The sequence below is a fragment of the Amycolatopsis iheyensis genome, from assembly GCF_024703995.1.
Classification (GTDB): domain Bacteria; phylum Actinomycetota; class Actinomycetes; order Mycobacteriales; family Pseudonocardiaceae; genus Amycolatopsis; species Amycolatopsis iheyensis.
The window spans coordinates 110492-127798 of record NZ_JAMXQV010000002.1 but is presented as its reverse complement, the minus strand read 5'-3'; the positions used below and the strand labels follow the sequence as shown (position 1 = coordinate 127798).

20 protein-coding genes, 1 tRNA gene and 3 pseudogenes are annotated in these 17307 nt (G+C 72.9%); 13 read left to right on the top strand and 11 right to left on the bottom strand.

What is annotated here, in order from left to right; translation table 11 throughout:
• Nucleotides 1-2: 2 nt before the first annotated feature.
• The 9 genes from M8542_RS04340 to M8542_RS04300 all read left to right on the top strand — a co-directional run bounded on the left by M8542_RS04340 (nucleotide 3) and on the right by M8542_RS04300 (nucleotide 5291).
• Nucleotides 3-479: a Na+/H+ antiporter subunit E gene (locus M8542_RS04340; protein ID WP_257918675.1), complete on the top strand. Its 477-nt coding sequence runs from the start codon at nucleotides 3-5 to the stop codon at nucleotides 477-479.
• Nucleotides 476-730 carry a hypothetical protein gene (locus M8542_RS04335; protein ID WP_257918674.1) on the top strand — a complete coding sequence of 85 codons (255 nt, stop codon included), beginning with the start codon at nucleotides 476-478 and terminating at the stop codon, nucleotides 728-730. The genes M8542_RS04340 and M8542_RS04335 overlap by 4 nt, the downstream gene beginning before the upstream one ends.
• On the top strand, nucleotides 727-1020 hold the full coding sequence (locus M8542_RS04330; protein ID WP_257918673.1) for a monovalent cation/H(+) antiporter subunit G: 294 nt from the start codon (nucleotides 727-729) through the stop codon (nucleotides 1018-1020). Before M8542_RS04335 ends, M8542_RS04330 begins: the two co-directional genes overlap by 4 nt.
• Complete coding sequence (locus M8542_RS04325; protein ID WP_257918672.1) at nucleotides 1017-1253, top strand: Na(+)/H(+) antiporter subunit B; 237 nt, start codon at nucleotides 1017-1019, stop codon at nucleotides 1251-1253. The genes M8542_RS04330 and M8542_RS04325 overlap by 4 nt, the downstream gene beginning before the upstream one ends.
• Complete coding sequence (locus tag M8542_RS04320; protein WP_257918671.1) at nucleotides 1250-1981, top strand: MnhB domain-containing protein; 732 nt, start codon at nucleotides 1250-1252, stop codon at nucleotides 1979-1981. The genes M8542_RS04325 and M8542_RS04320 overlap by 4 nt, the downstream gene beginning before the upstream one ends.
• On the top strand, nucleotides 1981-2325 hold the full coding sequence (locus tag M8542_RS04315) for a sodium:proton antiporter (protein ID WP_257918670.1): 345 nt from the start codon (nucleotides 1981-1983) through the stop codon (nucleotides 2323-2325). The genes M8542_RS04320 and M8542_RS04315 overlap by 1 nt, the downstream gene beginning before the upstream one ends.
• A 4-nt stretch (nucleotides 2326-2329) precedes the next feature.
• A complete protein-coding gene (locus M8542_RS04310; protein ID WP_257918669.1) occupies nucleotides 2330-4129 on the top strand; it encodes a complex I subunit 5 family protein in 1800 nt (599 codons plus the stop codon).
• A 35-nt stretch (nucleotides 4130-4164) separates the two neighbouring features.
• Nucleotides 4165-4347, top strand: coding sequence for a CsbD family protein (locus M8542_RS04305; RefSeq protein WP_257918668.1), 183 nt, complete (start codon nucleotides 4165-4167; stop codon nucleotides 4345-4347).
• A gap of 62 nt (nucleotides 4348-4409) precedes the next feature.
• The gene (locus M8542_RS04300) at nucleotides 4410-5291 is read left to right on the top strand and encodes an alpha/beta fold hydrolase (protein ID WP_257918667.1); all 882 of its coding nucleotides are present in this window, start codon (nucleotides 4410-4412) and stop codon (nucleotides 5289-5291) included.
• Here the strand turns inward: M8542_RS04300 and nrfD are convergent.
• The 8 genes and pseudogenes from nrfD to M8542_RS04265 all read right to left on the bottom strand — a co-directional run bounded on the left by nrfD (nucleotide 5269) and on the right by M8542_RS04265 (nucleotide 13673).
• Nucleotides 5269-6192: an NrfD/PsrC family molybdoenzyme membrane anchor subunit gene (gene nrfD / locus M8542_RS04295; protein WP_257918666.1), complete on the bottom strand. Its 924-nt coding sequence runs from the start codon at nucleotides 6190-6192 to the stop codon at nucleotides 5269-5271. The genes M8542_RS04300 and nrfD overlap by 23 nt on opposite strands.
• Nucleotides 6189-7016 carry a 4Fe-4S dicluster domain-containing protein gene (locus tag M8542_RS04290; protein WP_257918665.1) on the bottom strand — a complete coding sequence of 276 codons (828 nt, stop codon included), beginning with the start codon at nucleotides 7014-7016 and terminating at the stop codon, nucleotides 6189-6191. The genes nrfD and M8542_RS04290 overlap by 4 nt, the downstream gene beginning before the upstream one ends.
• A complete protein-coding gene (gene fdh / locus M8542_RS04285) occupies nucleotides 7009-10236 on the bottom strand; it encodes a formate dehydrogenase (RefSeq protein ID WP_257918664.1) in 3228 nt (1075 codons plus the stop codon). Before fdh ends, M8542_RS04290 begins: the two co-directional genes overlap by 8 nt.
• Before the next feature lie 38 nt (nucleotides 10237-10274).
• Nucleotides 10275-10436, bottom strand: a pseudogene (locus M8542_RS04280) (SelB domain-containing protein); the annotation flags it as partial.
• 4 nt (nucleotides 10437-10440) lie between these two features.
• On the bottom strand, nucleotides 10441-10563 hold the full coding sequence (locus tag M8542_RS50580) for a SelB domain-containing protein (RefSeq protein ID WP_372508473.1): 123 nt from the start codon (nucleotides 10561-10563) through the stop codon (nucleotides 10441-10443).
• Nucleotides 10564-10598: 35 nt separating this feature from the next.
• A complete protein-coding gene (locus tag M8542_RS04275; protein ID WP_257918662.1) occupies nucleotides 10599-12314 on the bottom strand; it encodes a selenocysteine-specific translation elongation factor in 1716 nt (571 codons plus the stop codon).
• Entirely contained in the window at nucleotides 12305-13579 is a 1275-nt protein-coding gene (gene selA / locus M8542_RS04270; protein WP_257918661.1) for an L-seryl-tRNA(Sec) selenium transferase, read from the bottom strand. Before selA ends, M8542_RS04275 begins: the two co-directional genes overlap by 10 nt.
• Nucleotides 13579-13673 (bottom strand) — tRNA-Sec (locus M8542_RS04265). Before M8542_RS04265 ends, selA begins: the two co-directional genes overlap by 1 nt.
• A 46-nt stretch (nucleotides 13674-13719) precedes the next feature.
• Between M8542_RS04265 and selD the strand changes: the two genes are divergently transcribed.
• The 3 genes from selD to M8542_RS50575 all read left to right on the top strand — a co-directional run bounded on the left by selD (nucleotide 13720) and on the right by M8542_RS50575 (nucleotide 16064).
• Complete coding sequence (gene selD, locus M8542_RS04260; RefSeq protein ID WP_276585957.1) at nucleotides 13720-14721, top strand: selenide, water dikinase SelD; 1002 nt, start codon at nucleotides 13720-13722, stop codon at nucleotides 14719-14721.
• Nucleotides 14722-14755: 34 nt separating this feature from the next.
• Nucleotides 14756-14968, top strand: coding sequence for a DUF2795 domain-containing protein (locus M8542_RS04255; protein ID WP_257918659.1), 213 nt, complete (start codon nucleotides 14756-14758; stop codon nucleotides 14966-14968).
• 148 nt (nucleotides 14969-15116) lie between these two features.
• Nucleotides 15117-16064 carry a cold-shock protein gene (locus M8542_RS50575; protein WP_276585956.1) on the top strand — a complete coding sequence of 316 codons (948 nt, stop codon included), beginning with the start codon at nucleotides 15117-15119 and terminating at the stop codon, nucleotides 16062-16064.
• Nucleotides 16065-16068: 4 nt separating this feature from the next.
• Here the strand turns inward: M8542_RS50575 and M8542_RS50570 are convergent.
• The 3 genes and pseudogenes from M8542_RS50570 to M8542_RS04220 all read right to left on the bottom strand — a co-directional run.
• Nucleotides 16069-16286: pseudogene (locus M8542_RS50570) on the bottom strand (IS5/IS1182 family transposase); the annotation flags it as partial.
• Nucleotides 16277-16366 (bottom strand): annotated as a pseudogene (locus M8542_RS04225) (transposase); the annotation flags it as partial. The pseudogenes M8542_RS50570 and M8542_RS04225, both read right to left, overlap by 10 nt.
• Nucleotides 16367-16404: 38 nt before the next feature.
• A complete protein-coding gene (locus M8542_RS04220; protein WP_257918658.1) occupies nucleotides 16405-16686 on the bottom strand; it encodes a hypothetical protein in 282 nt (93 codons plus the stop codon).
• A gap of 53 nt (nucleotides 16687-16739) precedes the next feature.
• On the opposite strand from M8542_RS04220, the gene M8542_RS04215 reads away from it, so the two are divergent.
• The gene (locus M8542_RS04215) at nucleotides 16740-17306 is read left to right on the top strand and encodes an isochorismatase family protein (protein WP_257918657.1); all 567 of its coding nucleotides are present in this window, start codon (nucleotides 16740-16742) and stop codon (nucleotides 17304-17306) included.
• Nucleotide 17307: the final 1 nt, after the last annotated feature.

Below are 17307 nucleotides of genomic sequence, written 5' to 3'. Positions count from 1 at the left end.
GGTTGACGGCCCCGGACGCGGGGTACCCGGCCCTGGTGTTGCTCGAGGTGCTGCCGTGGTGGCTGGGCCTGACCGGCCTGTGGGTGCTGACGCTCTCGACGCCGTCGCTGCCCGAAATCGCGGTCGCGGCCGTGGCCGGGCTGCTGTGCGCCTTCGCCGCCCGTGCTGCTCGCCGCGCCGTCGGTGGCGCCTGGCGGTTTCGCATCCGGTGGGTGCGCTGGCTGCTCACCCTCCCCTGGACGGCCGTCCGTGAATCGGCTCTGGCCCTGGTGAAGGTCGTGCGGCACCCGCGCGCGGGCCGGTTCGACACCGTTCGCCTGCCCGGCGAACCCGAGGCCGTGCACGACGCTCGCGCGGCCGCCGCGGCCGTCGTCATCGGCTGCACCCCCGGCACCATGGTCGTCGCGAGCCCCGACGACCTGGTCGTCCACCGGCTGCTCGACGGCGATTCGCGCGTGCTCGACGAGGTGCGGCGGTGACCGGCTGGCTGGTCGCGGCCGTGCTGCTGATGGTGGGCGGTCTTGGCCCCGCGCTGTGGCTGGCCGCCCGGGGTGACGCCCTCGCGCGCCTCGCCGGGCTGCTGCTCGCCGGCCCGGTCACCGTGCTCACGCTCCTGCTGCTCGTGCAGGCCTACGGCCCGTCGAGCGCGGTGATCCTGCCCCTGACGCTCACCGTGTTGGCCTTCGCCGGCACGCTCGTGTTCATCCGGCTGCTGGGGACGACGCGGTGATCGCGCACGTCCTGGTGTTCGCCGGGGTCGCCGTCGTCGTGCTCTCGGCGGTGACCATGCTGCGGGCCCGCACGCTGCTCAACCGACTGCACCTGCTGGCGCCGGTGACCACCCTCGGCGCGCCGCTCGTCGGGATCGGGCTCGCCCTGGCCAACGGCTGGAACCTCGGCTCCGCGGCCATCCTGCTCACCGTCGTGCTGCTCGCGGCGACCGGCCCGGTGCTGCAGTCCGGCCTCGGCCGCGTCGAAGCCGAGCGGCAGGGCGTCATCGACGAGGACCTGCCGTCGTGAGGACCGTCGTACTGCTGGTCGCCCTCGCGTTCGTCGCCGTCGCGGGGTTCGCGGTGGTGGCCACCCCGGACCCGCGGCGGCAGGCGATCACGCTGTCGTTGTTCAGCCTGTGCCTGACGCTGCTGTTCGTCGCGCTCCAGGCGCCGGACGTCGCGCTGTCCGAGCTGGCCGTCGGCTCCGCCGTGGTGCCGCTGCTGGTGCTGCTCACCATCCGGAAGGTGGGCAAGCGATGACGCTGCGGACCCGGACCTGGTTGTGCGCCGCCGGCGCGCTCGGCGTGGCCGTGCTGCTGGTGACGGCGTTCCTGCGGATGCCGGAGTTCGGCGGGGCCCTGCACGCCTACCGCGACCTCGCGCTGCCCGCCGCGCTCGCGCACGCGACGCCGAACCTGGTGTCGTCGGTCAACTTCGACCTGCGTGCGCTGGACACGCTCGGCGAGGAGACGATCGTCGCCGCGGCGGTCGTCGGCGCGCTGTCCCTGCTGCAACCGTCCAAAGAGGAGCGACAGCGGATCGGCCCCCAGCACGGCACCGTCATGCCCGTGGTCAAGTTCGCCGGCTACCTGATGCTCCCCGTGACGCTCCTGCTCGGCATCGACGTCGTGGTGCACGGCCACCTCACCCCCGGCGGCGGGTTCCAGGGCGGGGTCGTGCTGGCCACCGGCTGGCACCTGCTCTACATCTCCGGCAGCTACCCGGCGCTGGCGCGGCTGCGCCCGATCGACTGGTGCGAGTACGCCGAAGCCGCGGCCACCGGGCTCTACGTCGTCACCGGGCTCGCCGGGCTGCTCGCCGGCGGGGCGTTCCTGGCCAACGTGCTGCCGTTCGGCGAGTTCGGCTCGCTGCTCTCGGCCGGCACCGTGCCGGTGCTCAGCGTGCTCGTCGGGATCGAGGTCGCGGCCGGGCTCGTCGTGCTGCTGGCCCAGTTCCTCGGCCAGGCCCTGATCCCGGCGGAGACCTGATGGTCGGCCTGGCCTGTTACGGCGTCGCCGGGTGGCTGCTGCTGATCGGCGCGGTCGGCATCGTGCGCAGCCGCCACCTCGTGCACACCGTTGTCTCCCTCTCCGTCGCGCAGGCCGGGACGTACGTGCTGCTGCTCGGGATCGGCTACCAGGACCAGGCGGGCGCGCCGATCGTCGGCCAGGACCAGCGGCAGCCGGTGGTCGACCCGATGGTGCAGGCGATGACGCTGACCGACATCGTGGTGTCCGCGACCATCACCGCGGTCCTGCTGGCACTGACGATCCAGATCGCCAAGCGCCACGGGACAGTCGACCCCGACGAGCTCCGCGCCCTGCGCGGCTGAAGGCATGAACGTCCTCCCGGCCCTCGTCGTCGCCGTGCCGCTGCTGGCCGCGTGCGTGCTCCTCGGCCTGGGCGTGAAATTGCCGCGCGTGGTGGCCGACGTCGTCGCGACCGCCGCCGCGCTCGCCGTCACGGTCCTGACGGCGGTGCTGCTCGCGGCCGTCCAGCACGGCCGCGTGGTCAGCTGGCCGGGCGGGCACCGGCCCGACGGCGCGCGGTCGCTGGGCATCGTCCTGGCCGCCGACGGGCTGAACACGACGCTGGCGCTGCTGGCCTCGTTCCTGACGACGTGCGCGCTCGTCTACAGCTGGCGCTACTTCGCCGCCGTCGACGCCCGCTACCACGCGATGATGCTGCTGTTCCTGACCGGCATGCTCGGCTTCCTGCTCACCGGGGACCTGTTCACCCTCTTCGTGTTCTTCGAGCTGATGAGCGGGGTCGCCTACGCGCTCACCGGGTACCGGATCGAGGAGGCCGACTCGGTCCAGGGCGCCCTGAACTTCGGGGTCGTGAACTCCCTCGGCGCGTACTTCACGCTGATGGGCATCGGCCTGCTCTACGCCCGCGGCGGGCAGCTCGGGCTGGCACAGCTCGGGGTCGCCCTCGACGGGAAGCCCGCCGACGCGCTGGTGCTCGCCGCGTTCGTGCTCGTCTGCACCGGCCTGCTGGTGAAGGCCGCGGCGGTGCCGTTCCACTTCTGGCTCGCCGACGCGCACGCAGTCGCGCCGACCCCGGTGTGCGTGCTGTTCTCCGGCGTCATGGTCGAGCTGGGGACCTACGGGGTGCTGCGGGTGCGGCAGACGGTGTTCGGCGGAGTGCTCGACGACGGCCTGTTCGCCCGGGTGCTGCTAGTGCTCGGGCTCGGCAGCGCGCTGCTCGGCGCCGTCCTCTGCTTCACCCAGCGGCACCTGAAACGGCTGCTGGCCTACTCGACCATCGCGCACACCGGGCTGTTCCTGTGCGGCCTGGCGGCCGCCGATGGTGCAGCGAGCACGGGGTTCCTGCTGGCGGTGGCCGGGCACGCCGGCGCCAAGGCCGCGCTGTTCCTCCTGGTCGGCGTCCTGATGGACCGCTACGGCAGCGTCGACGAGGACGAGCTGTTCGGCAGGTGCGGGCATTCCCGCCTCGAAGGTGGGCTGTTCGTGCTGGCGGCATTGGTGCTGGCCGGGTTGCCGCCGTTCGGCGTCGCGTTCGGCAAGGACGTCGCCGAGCACGCGCTCGAGCACACCGGGTACGGCTGGCTGGTGGCGGTGTTCGTCGTCGTCACCGCGGTCACGGCGGCCGCGGTGCTGCGCGCCGGCCTGGGTGTCTACTTCGGACGCGGCACGCCGCCCCGGCGCGACGACGGCGAGAAGACCCCCGGCACCGACGAAGAACCCGAGACGGGCAGCCGGATGGAGCGCACCCCGGCGACGATGATCGCCGCGATCGTCGCGGTCCTGGCCGGCTCGCTGGCCGTCGGCACACTCCCCTGGCTGCGCGCGGCCGCCGAGACCGCCGGGCGGCAGGACGCCGATCGGGCCGGCTACCTGCACGACGTCCTGCCCGCCGTCGCCGCCCCCGGCCCGGTGGCGCCGGTGGCGGCCGAGTGGTCGGCGTCCGGGCTGCTGCTCAGCGGGGTCACTGTGCTGCTGGCGCTGGGGATCGCCGCCGCGGCGCTGTGGTCGCGGCGGCTGCCGTCCTGGCCGCGGCCGGTCCGCGTCGCCCTCGAAGGGCTGCACCGCGCGCATTCGGGGCACGTCGGGGACTACATCGCCTGGCTGCTGGTCGGCGTGACCGTGCTCACGGGGCTCGTCTTCCTGTGATGTGTAGGCCGGAAGCACGCGGGTATCCCGGAACCATGAGCGACAAATTCGAAAACAAGGGTGAGGAACTCAAGGGCCGGGCCAAGGAAGCCGTCGGTGACGCCACGGGCAACGAGCAGTGGCAGGCGGAAGGCAAGGCCGACCAGGCCAAGGGCTCGCTGAAGCAGGCCGGCGAGAAGATCAAGGACGCCGTCAAGGGCATCAAGGACAAGGACTGACCTGTCCGCGAGCTGCCGCATCCCGGACGCCGGGGTGCGGCAGTTCGTGTTGGGGGTGACCGGTGTTCGCAGGCTTCACACTCGACCGCGTCGACGTCGGAGAGGCGACGTTGCGGGTGCGCCACGGCGGCTCGGGCCCGCCGGTCCTGCTGCTGCACGGCCATCCGCGCACCCACACGACGTGGCACCGGGTCGCGCCGCTCCTCGCCGGGCGGTTCACCGTCGTCTGCCCGGACACCCGCGGCTACGGCGAATCCACCAAACCGCCCACGGACGCCGAGCACACGCCCTACAGCAAGCGCGTCCTGGCGGCCGACTGCGTCGCGCTGATGCGGAAGCTGGGTCACGACCGGTTCTTCGTCGCGGGGCACGACCGCGGCGCGTACGTCGCGACGCGGCTGGCGCTGGATCACCCCTCGGCGATCCTCGGCGCGGCGATCCTCGACGCAGTCCCGATCGGTGAGGCCCTCGCCCGCTGCGACGCCCGGTTCGCGCGCGAGTGGTTCCACTGGTTCTTCTTCGCCCAGCCGGAAAAGCCGGAGCGGGTGATCACCGCCGACCCGGACGCCTGGTACGACGTCGGCACCAAGAACACGCCCGAACGGCTCGGCGAGGAGAACTTCGCCGACTTCCACCGGGCGATCCACAACCCCGCGACGGTCACCGCGATGCTCGAGGACTACCGGGCGGGCCTGGGCGTGGACCGCGCGCACGACGACGCCGACCAGGCCGCGGGACGGCGGATCACCTGCCCCGCGATGGTGCTCTGGTCGAGCGACGACGATCTCGAGGACCTCTACGGCGACGTCCTGGCCGTCTGGCGGGCCTGGACGACCGACCTGCGTGGGCACGCGATCGCCTCCGGGCACCACATGGCCGAAGAGAACCCCGAAGACCTCGCGGCCGCGTTGAGCGGGTTCTTCAGCGGCCTTCCCGCCGGTTGACCCGCTCACGTTGCGGGATCACGACGTACTTCGGGTCCTTTGTGGACTCCACGCCCGCCGCGTAGACGCCGAAGCGCGTGCACAGCCCCGAAGCCAGGTACGCCGCGCCGGCCAGGACACCGGCCGCCCGGTTGCGGCGGGCCACCAGCGACAGCGCGGCGCCTGTCGCGGTCAGCGCCTTCGCGGCCTTCAGCAGCTTCCCGGCGCGGCCGGTGCGGTACGGCTCCGAGACCAGCCCCAGCCCGGTCTCCAGGTGGTGCTCGGCCACCAGCTCGGCGACCGCTCCGACGAGCCCCGCGCGCACGGCCGGCCCGGTCTCCCCCGCCGGGGCCGCCAGCAGGGCGGCGCCGACACCGCTGGTCACCGCGCTGCCCGCGAACAGCACCGGCAGCGTGCCGTGGGCCTCGTGCCACGACGGCGTCGCGGTGTCGGCCAGCAGCACCGCGGTGTAGGTGCACATCGCCGGGCCGAGCACGCCGGCGGCGGCCCCGGCCAGCCGGCCGATCAGGGGCAGCTTCCCGGTCAGGTCGGACGCGGCCGACACGGCGGCCAGGCCCGAGAACGGCGACAGGATCCACGACCCCACCGACAGCGGCGACGTCGGCTTCAGCACCCGCAGCATGTGCAGGAAGCGGGTCGGCTTGCCGAGGTCGTGGATCAGCGCCACGACGCTGGCGATCGAGCCACCGGACGCGACCAGCCGGCCGACGCGGGCCAGGCCCGGGCGGCCGGTGCCGTCGGCGAGCGCGGCCATCGTCGCCGACGCGCCCGCCGCGCCGCCGAGGAACAGGTACAGCGGCACGTCCGGCTGCTTCCAGGCCGGCTCCTTGAGGATCGGCCGGCCGTAGTAGGAGCGGAACTCGGCGGGCTCGACCATCGCCCGTTCGCGGCGCGGGCTCACCGGCGCCGTCCGAGGAACGACGCCGCGATCGCCAGGCCCACCCCGGCCGCGGTCACCGCGGCGCGCTTCCACATCGCGGGCAGGTCGCGGGTGGTGACCACCGGGTCCGGCGGCAGCCCGTAGACCTCGGGTTCGTCCAGCAGCAGGAAGAACGCGCCGTCCCCGCCGACACCGTCGTCCGGGTCGCGGCCGTAGAGCCGGGCTTCCGGGACGCCGGAGCCGTGCAGGTCGCGCACCCGCTCGTCGGCGCGTTCGCGCAGTTCGTCCAGCTCGCCGAACTGGATGGAGTCGGTCGGGCACGCCTTGGCGCACGCCGGTTCCAGGCCGGCGCCGAGCCGGTCGTAGCAGAGGGTGCACTTGAACGCGCGGCCGTCGGTCTCGCGCTTTTCGATGACTCCGTACGGGCACGCCGGGACGCAGTAGCCGCAGCCGTTGCAGATGTCCTGCTGCACGACGACCGTGTCGAACTCGGTGCGGAACAGCGCGCCGGTCGGGCAGACGTCGAGGCAGGCGGCGTGCGTGCAGTGCTTGCAGACGTCACTCGACATCAGCCAGCGCACGCCCGGGTCTTCTCGACCGGGGGCGCCGATCTCGGGCATCCCCAGGTCGACCGCGGGTTTCGGCTGCTCGACGAACGCGACGTGCCGCCAGGTGTTCGACCCCAGCGCGCCGGTGTTGTCGTAGGACGAGCCCAGCAGGTCCAGCTCGCCCCGGTCGGGCACGCCGTTCCACTCCTTGCACGCGACTTCGCAGGCTTTGCAGCCGATGCACACCGACGTGTCGGTGAAGAACCCCATCCGGGGCTGGGTGCCGTACTCAGCCATCGGCTCGCCTCCGGTACTCCTCGACCATGGCCGGCAGCGCGGCGCCGCGCGGGCGGCGTCCCGGCCGGATGTCACAGGTCGCCGCCTTGGACTCCTGGATGTGCACGTTCGGATCCAGCACGATCGAGAGCAGGTCGTTGGCCGCGTCGCCGCGGGAAAGCCCGTTCGGGCCCCAGTGGTAGGGCAGCCCGACCTGGTGGATGGTCCGGCCGCGGACCTTCAGCGGCTTCACCCGGTCGGTGACCAGCACCCGGGCCTCGATGGCCGTGCGCGCCGAGATGATCGTCGCCCAGCCGCCGTTCTCGAGCCCGCGTTCGGCCGCGAGCGCCGGCGACACCTCGCAGAAGAACTCCGGCTGCAGCTCCGAGAGGTAGGGCAGCGTCCGGCTCATCCCGCCCGCCGTGTGGTGCTCGGTGAGCCGGTAGGTCGTGAACACGTACGGGTAAACCTTGCTCCGCGCCGGGTTGTAGGGGTTCGACGGGCTCTCGAGGGTCTGGCGCGTCGGCGTCTCCTGCTGGCTGTAGAGCGCGTTGTCCACCGGGCTTTCGAACGGCTCGTAGTGCGTGGGCAGCGGCCCGTCGGCGAGCCCGGCCGGGACGTAGAGCCAGGCCTTGCCGTCGGTCTGCATGATGAACGGGTCGCGTCCGCCCAGCGCTTCCTGCGCCTTCGCGCCTTCGGGCGGCACGTGGTCCGGGGCCTTGGTGGGCTCGAAGTCCGGGACGTCCGGGCCGACCCACTTGCCCTGTTCGGCGTCCCAGCTGAGCAGTTTCTTCCGCTCGCTCCACGGCTTGCCGTCGGGATCGGCGGACGCGCGGTTGTAGAGGATCCGCCGGTTCGCCGGCCACGCCCAGGCCCAGCCCTTCGCGACCCAGTCCTGGTCCTGGCCCGGCTGCCGGTTGGCGGCCTGGTTCTTCCCGCCGGCGCGGACCCCGCAGTAGATCCAGCAGCCGCACGCGGTCGAGCCGTCGTCCTTCAGTTCGGTGTAGGCCGAGAGCGGGCCTTCGGGGCCGTGGCCGTTGATCTCGGCGAGCACGGACTCCGCGCTCGGGTCGCCGGTCGGGCCCTCGACGGGGTAGCTCCAGGTCAGGTCGCGGATCGGCGCGTCACGCGGGTCGTCGCCGATCCGTTCCCGGATGATCCGGCCCAGGTGGTAGTAGAACCACAGGTCGCTGCGGGCGTCACCGGGTGGTTCGACGGCCTTGTGGTGCCACTGCAGCAGGCGCTGGGTGTTGGTGAAGCTGCCGTCCTTTTCGGTGTGCGCGGCGGCGGGCAGGAAGAAGACCTCGGTGCCGATCTCTTCGGGCTTCAGCTCGCCGGTCTCGATCTCGGGACCGTCCTTCCAGAACGTCGCGCTTTCGATCATTTGCAGGTCGCGGACGACGAGCCAGTCGAGGTTGGCCAGGCCGAGGCGCTGGAACTTGCCGTTGGCCGAGCCGACCGCCGGGTTCTCCCCGACCAGGAAGTAGCCCTTGCACTCCCCCTCGATCTGCTTCTGCACCGTCGCGTAGGTCCCGTGGTCGCCGGTGAGGCGGGGCAGGTAGTCGAAGCGGAAGTCGTTGTGCGGCTGGGCGGAATCGCCCCAGTAGGACTTCAGCAGGCTCACGGCGTAGGAGCGCATGTTGCCCCAGAAGCCGGTCTTGCCCGCGTCGGCCGCGACGAACTCGTCGAGGCTCTGGTGCTGGTGCGCGTGCGGCATCGGGATGTAGCCGGGCAGCAGGTTGAACAGCGTCGGGATGTCGGTCGAGCCCTGGATGCTGGCATGGCCGCGCAGCGCGAGGATGCCGCCGCCGGGGCGGCCGATGTTGCCGAGCAGCGTCTGCAGGATCGACGCCGTCCGGATGTACTGCGCGCCGACCGTGTGGTGGGTCCAGCCGACCGAGTACACCCATGCCGTCGTCCGGTCGCGGCCCGAGTTCGCGGTGATCGCCTCGGCGATCTCGGTGAACTGCTCGACCGGCAGGCCGCAGACGTCGGCGACGGCCTCGGGCGTGTAGCGGGCGAAATGCCGCTTGAGCACCTGGAAGACGCACCGCGGGTGCTGCAGTGTCTCGTCGGTCTTCGGCTTGGCCCCGACGGCCGCGCCGCCGCTGCCGTAGGTGTCGGCACGGGCCGTGCTCTGGTGCGCCTCACCGCCGTGGTGGCTCTCCGAGCCCGGCTCACCCGGCTGCTCGGGGTCGGTGGAGCCGGCCGCGGGCACGGTCGGCGCGCCTTCGTACTCCCACGACGTCATGTCGTACTGGCGCTTCTCGGGGTCGTAGCCGGAGAAGACGCCGTCGAGGTCCTCGGTGTCCTGGAAGTCCTCACGCAGGATGGCGGCCGCGTTGGTGTAGGCCAGCACGTACTCCCGGAAGTCCAGGTCGTTGCTCAGCACGTGGTTGATCAGGCCGCCGAGGAACGCGATGTCGGTGCCCGCGCGCAGCGCCGCGTGGACGTGCGAGACCGCGCTGGTGCGGGTGAACCGCGGGTCGACGTGGATGATCTTCGCGCCGCGGGCCTTCGCCTCCATCACCCACTGGAACCCGACCGGGTGGCACTCGGCCATGTTCGAGCCCTGGATGACGATGCAGTCGGCGTTGGCGAGATCTTGCTGGAACGTCGTGGCGCCACCACGACCGAAGGAGGTCCCCAGACCGGGAACCGTGGCGGAGTGTCAAATACGGGCCTGGTTTTCGATCTGTATCGCGCCCAGCGCGGTGTACAGCTTCTTCATCAGGTAGTTCTCTTCGTTGTCCAGGGTCGCGCCGCCCAGGCTGGCGAAGCCGAGCGTGCGGTTGAGCTTGCGCCCCTGGTCGTCGGTGTCCTGCCACGTCTCGTCGCGGGTCTTGAGGACCCGGTCGGCGATCATGTCCATCGCCTTCTCGAGGGGCAGGCGTTCCCAGTCGGTGCCGTACGGACGCCGGTAGAGGACTTCGGTGACGCGGCTCGGGCTGGTCACGAGCTGCTTGCTGGCCGCCCCCTTCGGGCAGAGCCTGCCGCGCGAGATGGGCGAGTCCGGGTCACCCTCGATCTGCGTGACGCGGCCGTCCTTGACGTAGACCTTTTGACCGCAGCCGACGGCGCAGTACGGGCAGATGGACTTGACCACCCGGTCGGCGTCTTCGGTGCGGGCGTGCCATTTCTCCGAACCGTCCGATTTGGCCGCGGCGCCACGCGCGGTGCGGTCGGGACCGGTCAGCTGCCGGTACACCGGCCAGCCTTCGATCCACCGTCGCACGCTCATACCTGGCACGGTAATCCCGATACCCGCGGAACGCAGGTCTAACCACGCACCCTTCGGGTTCCGTCGCCGAGCGGTTCCGTTGCGCCCGCCGCGTCGAGGCGTTCCAGCAGCGGGATCATCACCCGGCGCGTGCTGCCGAGCGCCTGACGCGCCTCCGACACCGTGAACGGCTGAGCCAGTCGGCGCAGCTCCGCCAACGCATGTCTAACCGCGCACCCTTCGGGTTCCGTCGTCCAGCGGTTCCGTTACGCCCGCCGCGTCGAGGCGCTCCAGCAGCGGGATCATCACCCGCCGAGTACTGCCGAACACCTTGCGCGCCTCGGACACCGTGGACAGCCGACGCAGCTCCGCCCAACGCAGGCCTAGTCGCGCACCATGCGAGTCCCATCGCCCAGCGGTTCCGTTACGCCCGCCGCGTCGAGGCGTTCCAACAGCGGGATCATCACCCGCCGAGTACTGCCGAACGCCTGACGTGCCTCCGACACCGTGAACGGCTGAGCCAGCCGACGCAGCTCCGCCGCCGCGCGCTCTTCGACGTCCGGGGCGAGCACCACGCCCTCCGCGACCACGGTCAGCCGGCCGAGCCGGACGGCCGCCGCCAGCTCGCGGCGGCCCAGGCCCAGCGCACGCAGCTCGTCGGCCTCCGGGGCGCGGAACGGGTGCTCGGCGAGCCGCTTGGCCACCGTCTCCAACGCCTTCTCGACGGCCGGGGCGAGGCCCGCGCCGGGCCGCCGCACCAGTCCGCCCGCGACCTCGAACCCGGTGCCCGCCAGGAGCGGGCCGACCAGCTCCGGCGCCGGGACGGCGAGCCGGTACCGGAGCGCTTCGACCGGCATCCCCGCGGCCAGGGCGTCCCAGCCCCGGACGGCCGCGGCGGCCTCGACCCGCAGCCCGGCGACGCGGGCCGGGTCGGCGCACCAGTCCCCGATCCGGTCGCCGGTCTCCGGCAGGCCCATCGCCGCGAAGTCCGCCGCCCGCACGAACCCGTTCCGCCGCAGGTAGGTCCGGGCCAGGTCGGGGTCGGCCAGCTCCTCGCCGCGGGTCCGGGCCGCGCCCCGGCGAACCAGCGACGGCGGCCGGACGTCGAGCACATCGAACCCGGCGGCGATCCGGTGCTCGCCGGGGTCGCGCAGCAGCCCGCGGTCGCCCACGCGCAACGGCAGCGCGATGGTCGTCGTGAGCCGCGCGGTGTCCGTCCCCAGTGGCCGGACCCGCACCGGCAGCGCCGCCGTGCCGAAGTGCAGCACCAGGTTCCGGTGGAGGTCGGCGCCGTGCACCCGGACGTCGAACTCGGCGGTGGTCAACCAGCGGTCCGGGGTCAGCAGGACGTCGCCGCGGCCGACATCGCCGCGCGCGAGGCCGCGCAGGTTCACCGCCACGCGCGCCACCGCCGCCACCCGGTCGTGGGGCTCGCCGAGTGCCTGCAGGCCGCGGACCTTCACCCGCGTCTCGCCGAGCAGCAGCTCGTCGCCGACCGCGATCGTTCCCGCCGCGAGGGTGCCGGTGACGACAGTGCCGGCCCCGGAAACGGTGAACGCGCGGTCGATCCACAGCCGGACGTCGGCGGCCGGATCGGGCGTCGGCAAACCACCGGCCAGGGTGTCGATCGCCGCGCGCAGCTCGTCGAAGCCCGCGCCCGTGGCGCCGCTGACGGCGACGCTCGGCACCGCGCCCAGCGACGTCCGGCCGATCTCGGCCCGGGCGGCGGCCGTCGCGGCGGCGGGGTCGGCGCGGTCGGCCTTCGTGACGACGAGCAGGCCACGCCGCACGCCGAACGCGTCGAGCGCGGCGAGGTGCTCGGCCGACTGCGGCATCCAGCCCTCGTCGGCCGCGACGACGAACAGCACCGCCGGCGCGGGCCCGGCACCGGCGAGCATGTTGGGCACGAACCGTTCGTGGCCCGGGACGTCGACGAACGCGACGTCCTCGTCGCCGATCTTCGTCCAGCCGAAGCCGAGGTCGATGGTGAGCCCGCGGCGGCGCTCTTCGGCCCACCGGTCCGGCTCCATCCCGGTGAGCCGGCGGACCAGGGTGGACTTGCCGTGGTCGACGTGGCCGGCGGTGACGATCACCCGCATCGGCGGACGGCTTCCAGGATCTTCACGTCCTCTTGCGGCCGGACGGTCCGCAGGTCGAGCAGGCACCGGTCCCCCGACACCCGGCCGACCACCGCGGGCTCGCCGGCGCGCAACGCGGCCGCGTACCGGGCGGGCAGGCTCACTGCGGCGCTCGGCAGCTCGACACCGGGTGCGCCCCCGCCGCCGACGGCCGCCACCGACGCGACCGCATCGGCGCCCAGCGCCTCGGCCAGGGCTTCGGCGCGCCGGCGGAGGCTTTCGACGGGCACGTCGAGGGCGGCCCGCACCGGCGGTTCCGGCCCGCGCAGGGTCGCTTCGAGAGCGGCGAGCGTGAGCTTGTCGACGCGCAGGGCGCGGGCGGCCGGGTGGCGGCGCAGGCGTTCGACGACGTCCGCCGCGCCGAACAGCAGGCCGGCCTGCGGTCCGCCGAGGAGCTTGTCGCCGCTGGCGGTGACGACCGCGGCGCCCGCCCGGAGTGCGCTCGTGGCGTCCGGCTCGTCGGGCAGCAGCGGGTGCGGGGTGAGCAACCCCGACCCGATGTCGGCGACCACCGGCACCCCGAGGCCGGCCAGCTCACCGATCGGCACTGCCGAGGTGAAGCCGGTGACCTGGTAGTTCGACGGGTGCACCTTGAGCACGAACCCGGTTTCGGGGCCGAGCGCGGCCGCGTAGTCGCGGATCGACGTCCGGTTCGTCGTGCCGACTTCGCGCAGCCGGGCGCCGGTCGACGCGAGGAGGTCGGGGATGCGGAAGCCGTCGCCGATTTCGACCAGCTCGCCGCGGCTGACGACGATCTCGCGGCCGGGCGCGAGGGCGAGCGCGCACAGCAGCAGCGCGGCGGCGTTGTTGTTGACCACGTGCACGCCACCCGCGTCCGGTACGGCGGCGGCCAGCGCCGCGAGTGCCCCGCGTCCCCGGCGGGCGCGCTCGCCGGTCGTCAGGTCGAACTCGACGTCGGTCGCGCCGGCGGCCGCGGTCAACGCGTCGAGGGCGGCCCCGGAAAGCGGGGCCCGGCCGAGGTTCGTGTGCACGACGACACCGGTCGCGTTCACCACCGGCCGCAGCGAGGACGCGCCCGCCGGGAGCCGCGCGAGGACGGTGTCGACGACGTCGGCCGGGGCGATCTCACCCACGCGGGCGGCCTGCTGGACGGCGTTGACGATCGCCTTCACCAGGTCGCGCCCGAGCGTCCCGGCGGCCTTGGCGATCCGGGGCTCGGCCAGCACGGCGTCGGTGCGCGGGATCGCGCGACGCGGGTCAGGCATGGCGGAGGCGGACGGGAATCGAACCCGCCAGCGACAGGACCTGCCGCTCAACGGTTTTGAAGACCGTGCCGGTCACCAGGCCGGATACGCCTCCCTGCACCATGACTGCCATCCTGCCAAGCTCCGGGTCGGCGGGCACGATGAAACTCGTGGGTTACCGACTGACGCAGTACGCGCACGGCGGCGGCTGTGCGTGCAAGATCCCGCCCGGCGAGCTGGAGGAGGCCGTGCGCGGCCTCACCGGCTCCGCGCCCGCGAACCCGGCGGGCGAGCTGCTCGTCGGCCTCGACACCGGCGACGACGCGGCCGCGGTCCGGATCTCCGGGACCACCGCGCTGATCGCGACCACGGACTTCTTCACCCCGGTCGTCGACGACGCCTACGACTGGGGCCGGATCGCGGCGGCCAACGCGCTTTCCGACGTCTACGCCATGGGCGGCACCCCGGTGGTGGCGGTGAACCTGCTCGGCTGGCCGCGGGAGACGTTGCCCTTCGAGCTGGCGGCCGAGGTGCTGCGCGGCGGTCTCGACGTCTGCGGCCGCGCCGGGTGCCACCTGGCCGGCGGGCACAGCATCGACGACCCCGAGCCGAAGTACGGGCTGGCGGTCACCGGCGTCGCGGATCCGGCGCGGCTGCTGCGCAACGACGCCGGCCGCGCGGGCGTGCCGCTGACGCTGACCAAGCCGCTCGGCGTCGGCGTGCTGAACTCGCGGCACAAGGCCACCGGCGAGCGGTTCGCGCAGGCGATCGACGTCATGACGACGCTGAACGACACCGCCGCCGAGGCCGCGCTGGCCGCCGGGGCGGTCTGCGCCACCGACGTCACCGGGTTCGGGCTGCTCGGCCACCTGCACAAGCTGGCGCGGGCCAGCGGCGTCACGGCCCGGCTGGACCCCGCGGCCGTGCCCTACCTCGAGGGCGCGCGCGAGGCACTGCGTGACGGGTACGTCAGCGGCGGCACCCGCCGCAACCTCGACTGGGTGAGCCCGCACGTGGACGTCTCGCGGATCTCGGCGGACGAGGCGTTGCTGCTGGCCGACGCGCAGACGTCCGGCGGGCTGCTGGTCGCCGGGGAGCTGCCGGGGCACCCGGTGATCGGCGAGCTGGTGGCGCGGTCGGCGCACACGATCGTCGTGGGCTGAGTTTCGGGCCGGGAGCGGCGGGTACGCCTCGATCATGCCTGCACCGGACCGACCCAGCCTCGAACAGCACCTGGCCGAGACGCAGTACCCGTGCGGCCGCGACGAGCTCCTCCGGCGCGCGGCCGCGGCCGGCGGCGGCGACTCCGTGCTGGGATCCCTCGGCGGCCTGCCCGACTCCGGCCGCTACGACGACTTCGACGCCGTCTGGGAAGCGGTGTCGGCCAGGCACATCGGCGGGGCGCCCTGAGACCTGGTCTCAAAACTCGGCGTGTCGCCAGGTGAACCAACGGCCCGCCCGTGGCTCCGCACCGCCCGCCTGTGGACCCGGCCCGACGGACCGGAGGTCTGTCAGAGAGACTGGGGGCCAGTGCACACCTCTCGACCTGGAGCCTTTGATGCCGCAAGGAACCGTCCGTTGGTTCGACGCCGAACGTGGTTTCGGCTTCCTCGCGCCCGAGGACGGCTCGCCGGACGTGTTCGTGCACGCCTCCGAGATCGTCGGGGACGGCGGCGCGAAACTGCTCCGCGAGGGTCAGGCCGTCGCGTTCGAGGTCGGCGAGAACGACCGCGGGCCCCAGGCGCTGCGCGTTCGCGTCACCGCCGAGGCGGCCACCGGCAGCGCCGTGGGCCTGCTCGGCACCATCAACTGGTACGAGCCGGGCAAGGGGTACGGCTTCGCGTCGCCGGACGGCGGCGGCGCCGACATCTTCGTGCACAGCTCCGCCATCGTGACCGGCGGCGTGGTCAGCGAGGGACAGCGGGTGGCCTTCCTGATCGTCGAAGGCGAGCGCGGCCCGCAGGCCGGGCACGTGATCCCGCTGGGAGCAGGGGCCGGCTCACCCGCTGCGGCCGGTATCGCCGACGGTGCCGACGGCACGGTGGCCTGGTACGACGAGGACAAGGGCTTCGGCTTCATCAACCCCGACTCCGGCGCCGGGGACGTCTTCGTTCACGCCCGGGCCCTGGCCGAGGGGCTGACGTGGCTCGCGGAGGGCGACCGCGTCGCCTACGAGGTGGCCAGTGGAGACAAGGGCCCGCAGGCCCGCGACGTGCACCTGGTCCGGGGCGCCGAGCCCCAGCCGGCGCCGCAGCGGCCGGCGCCTGCCGCGGCCGCGGGGCCGGCGGCGCGGGAGGTGCCCGTACGAGGCGGCGAGGGCGTCGTCGCGCGCTACGACGCCGACCGCGGCTTCGGCTTCATCACCCCGGACGCAGGCGGCGACGATCTCTTCGCCCACGTGTCCGTGGTCATGGGGTCGGAGCCGCTGCAGAAGGGTGACCGGGTCCGGTACGCGGTGCGTCAGAGCGACCGGGGCCCGCAGGCCGACCGCATCGAACGCCTCTGAAGAGGCGGCCGAGGCGGGACTCGCCCTCAATCCCGCGCCGGGCGATACGGACCTTGATACCGCGGCGGGTCAGGTAGCGGCGGTAGTCGTAGCCCTTGTCGGCGTGCAGCTTGTCCGGTCGGCATCGTGGCCGGCCCACCCGGCCGTGGTGGCCGCGCACGGTCGGTTCGTGTCCAGCAGCGGCTCGAACAGCATGCTGTCGTGGGTGTTCGCCGCCGCCACGCGGTGTGCCCGGAACCGCATCCGAGCTGCTCGGGTAGGTCTCGCCAGCGGCAGCCGGTGTCGAGCACGAACAAGATCCCCGCTTACGCAGTGACACCCTCAAGTTTTGAGACCAGGTCTAAGCGAGCCGCTCGACGGCGTCGCGGGCCTCCTTGAGGTCCGCGCCCGTGTGTTCGCGGTAGGTCTTGATGGCCTGGATCTTCTTACCCTCACGCACCAACGCGGTGACCTCGGCGAGCCCCGGCTCTTCGACGGTCACGCCGAGCTGGGTGACGATGGCGTCCAGCTTCCGTTCCATCCGGTCGAGCCGCCGGCTGAGCCGCCGTTCGGTGGTCGACGAGCTCAGTCCGACGACCGCCACCAGCAGGACGATCCCGAGCAACAGCATCCCGTAGTCCATGGCCCGCATGCTAGCTGGCGAAAACTGTCGGTGGCCGGGTTTATCGTGACCGCATGACCACATTGACCGACCGCCCGAACACGGCGCTGCTGGTGATCGACGTCCAGAACGGCGTCATGCGGGAGGCGTTTGCGCGCGCCTCGGTGATCTCGAACATCGTCACGTTGGTGGCCAAGGCCCGGGAAGCGGGTGTCGAGGTCGTGTGGGTGCAGCACACGAGCGCCGAGCTGCCCCGCGACAGCGAGCCGTGGCAGTACGTGGCGGAGCTGCCCCGGCGGGAAGGCGAGGCCTTGGTGCACAAGGAATACTTCGACTCGTTCGAGGAGACGTCGCTGGAGCCGGAGCTGGCCGCGCGTGGTGTGGGCCGGCTGGTGGTGGCCGGGGCGCAGACGGACGCGTGCATCCGGTCGACCCTGCACGGGGCGATCGTGCGAGGGTATGACGCGGTGCTGGTTTCGGACGCGCACACGACCGAGGACCTGTCGGCGTTCGGGGCGCCCGGCCCGGAGGCGGTCGTGGCACACACGAACCTGTACTGGGGTGATCACACCGCGCCGGGACGGACCGCCGGGACGGTGCTGACGGCCGAGGTGGAGTTCGGGGTGAAGGCCACGGTCTGAG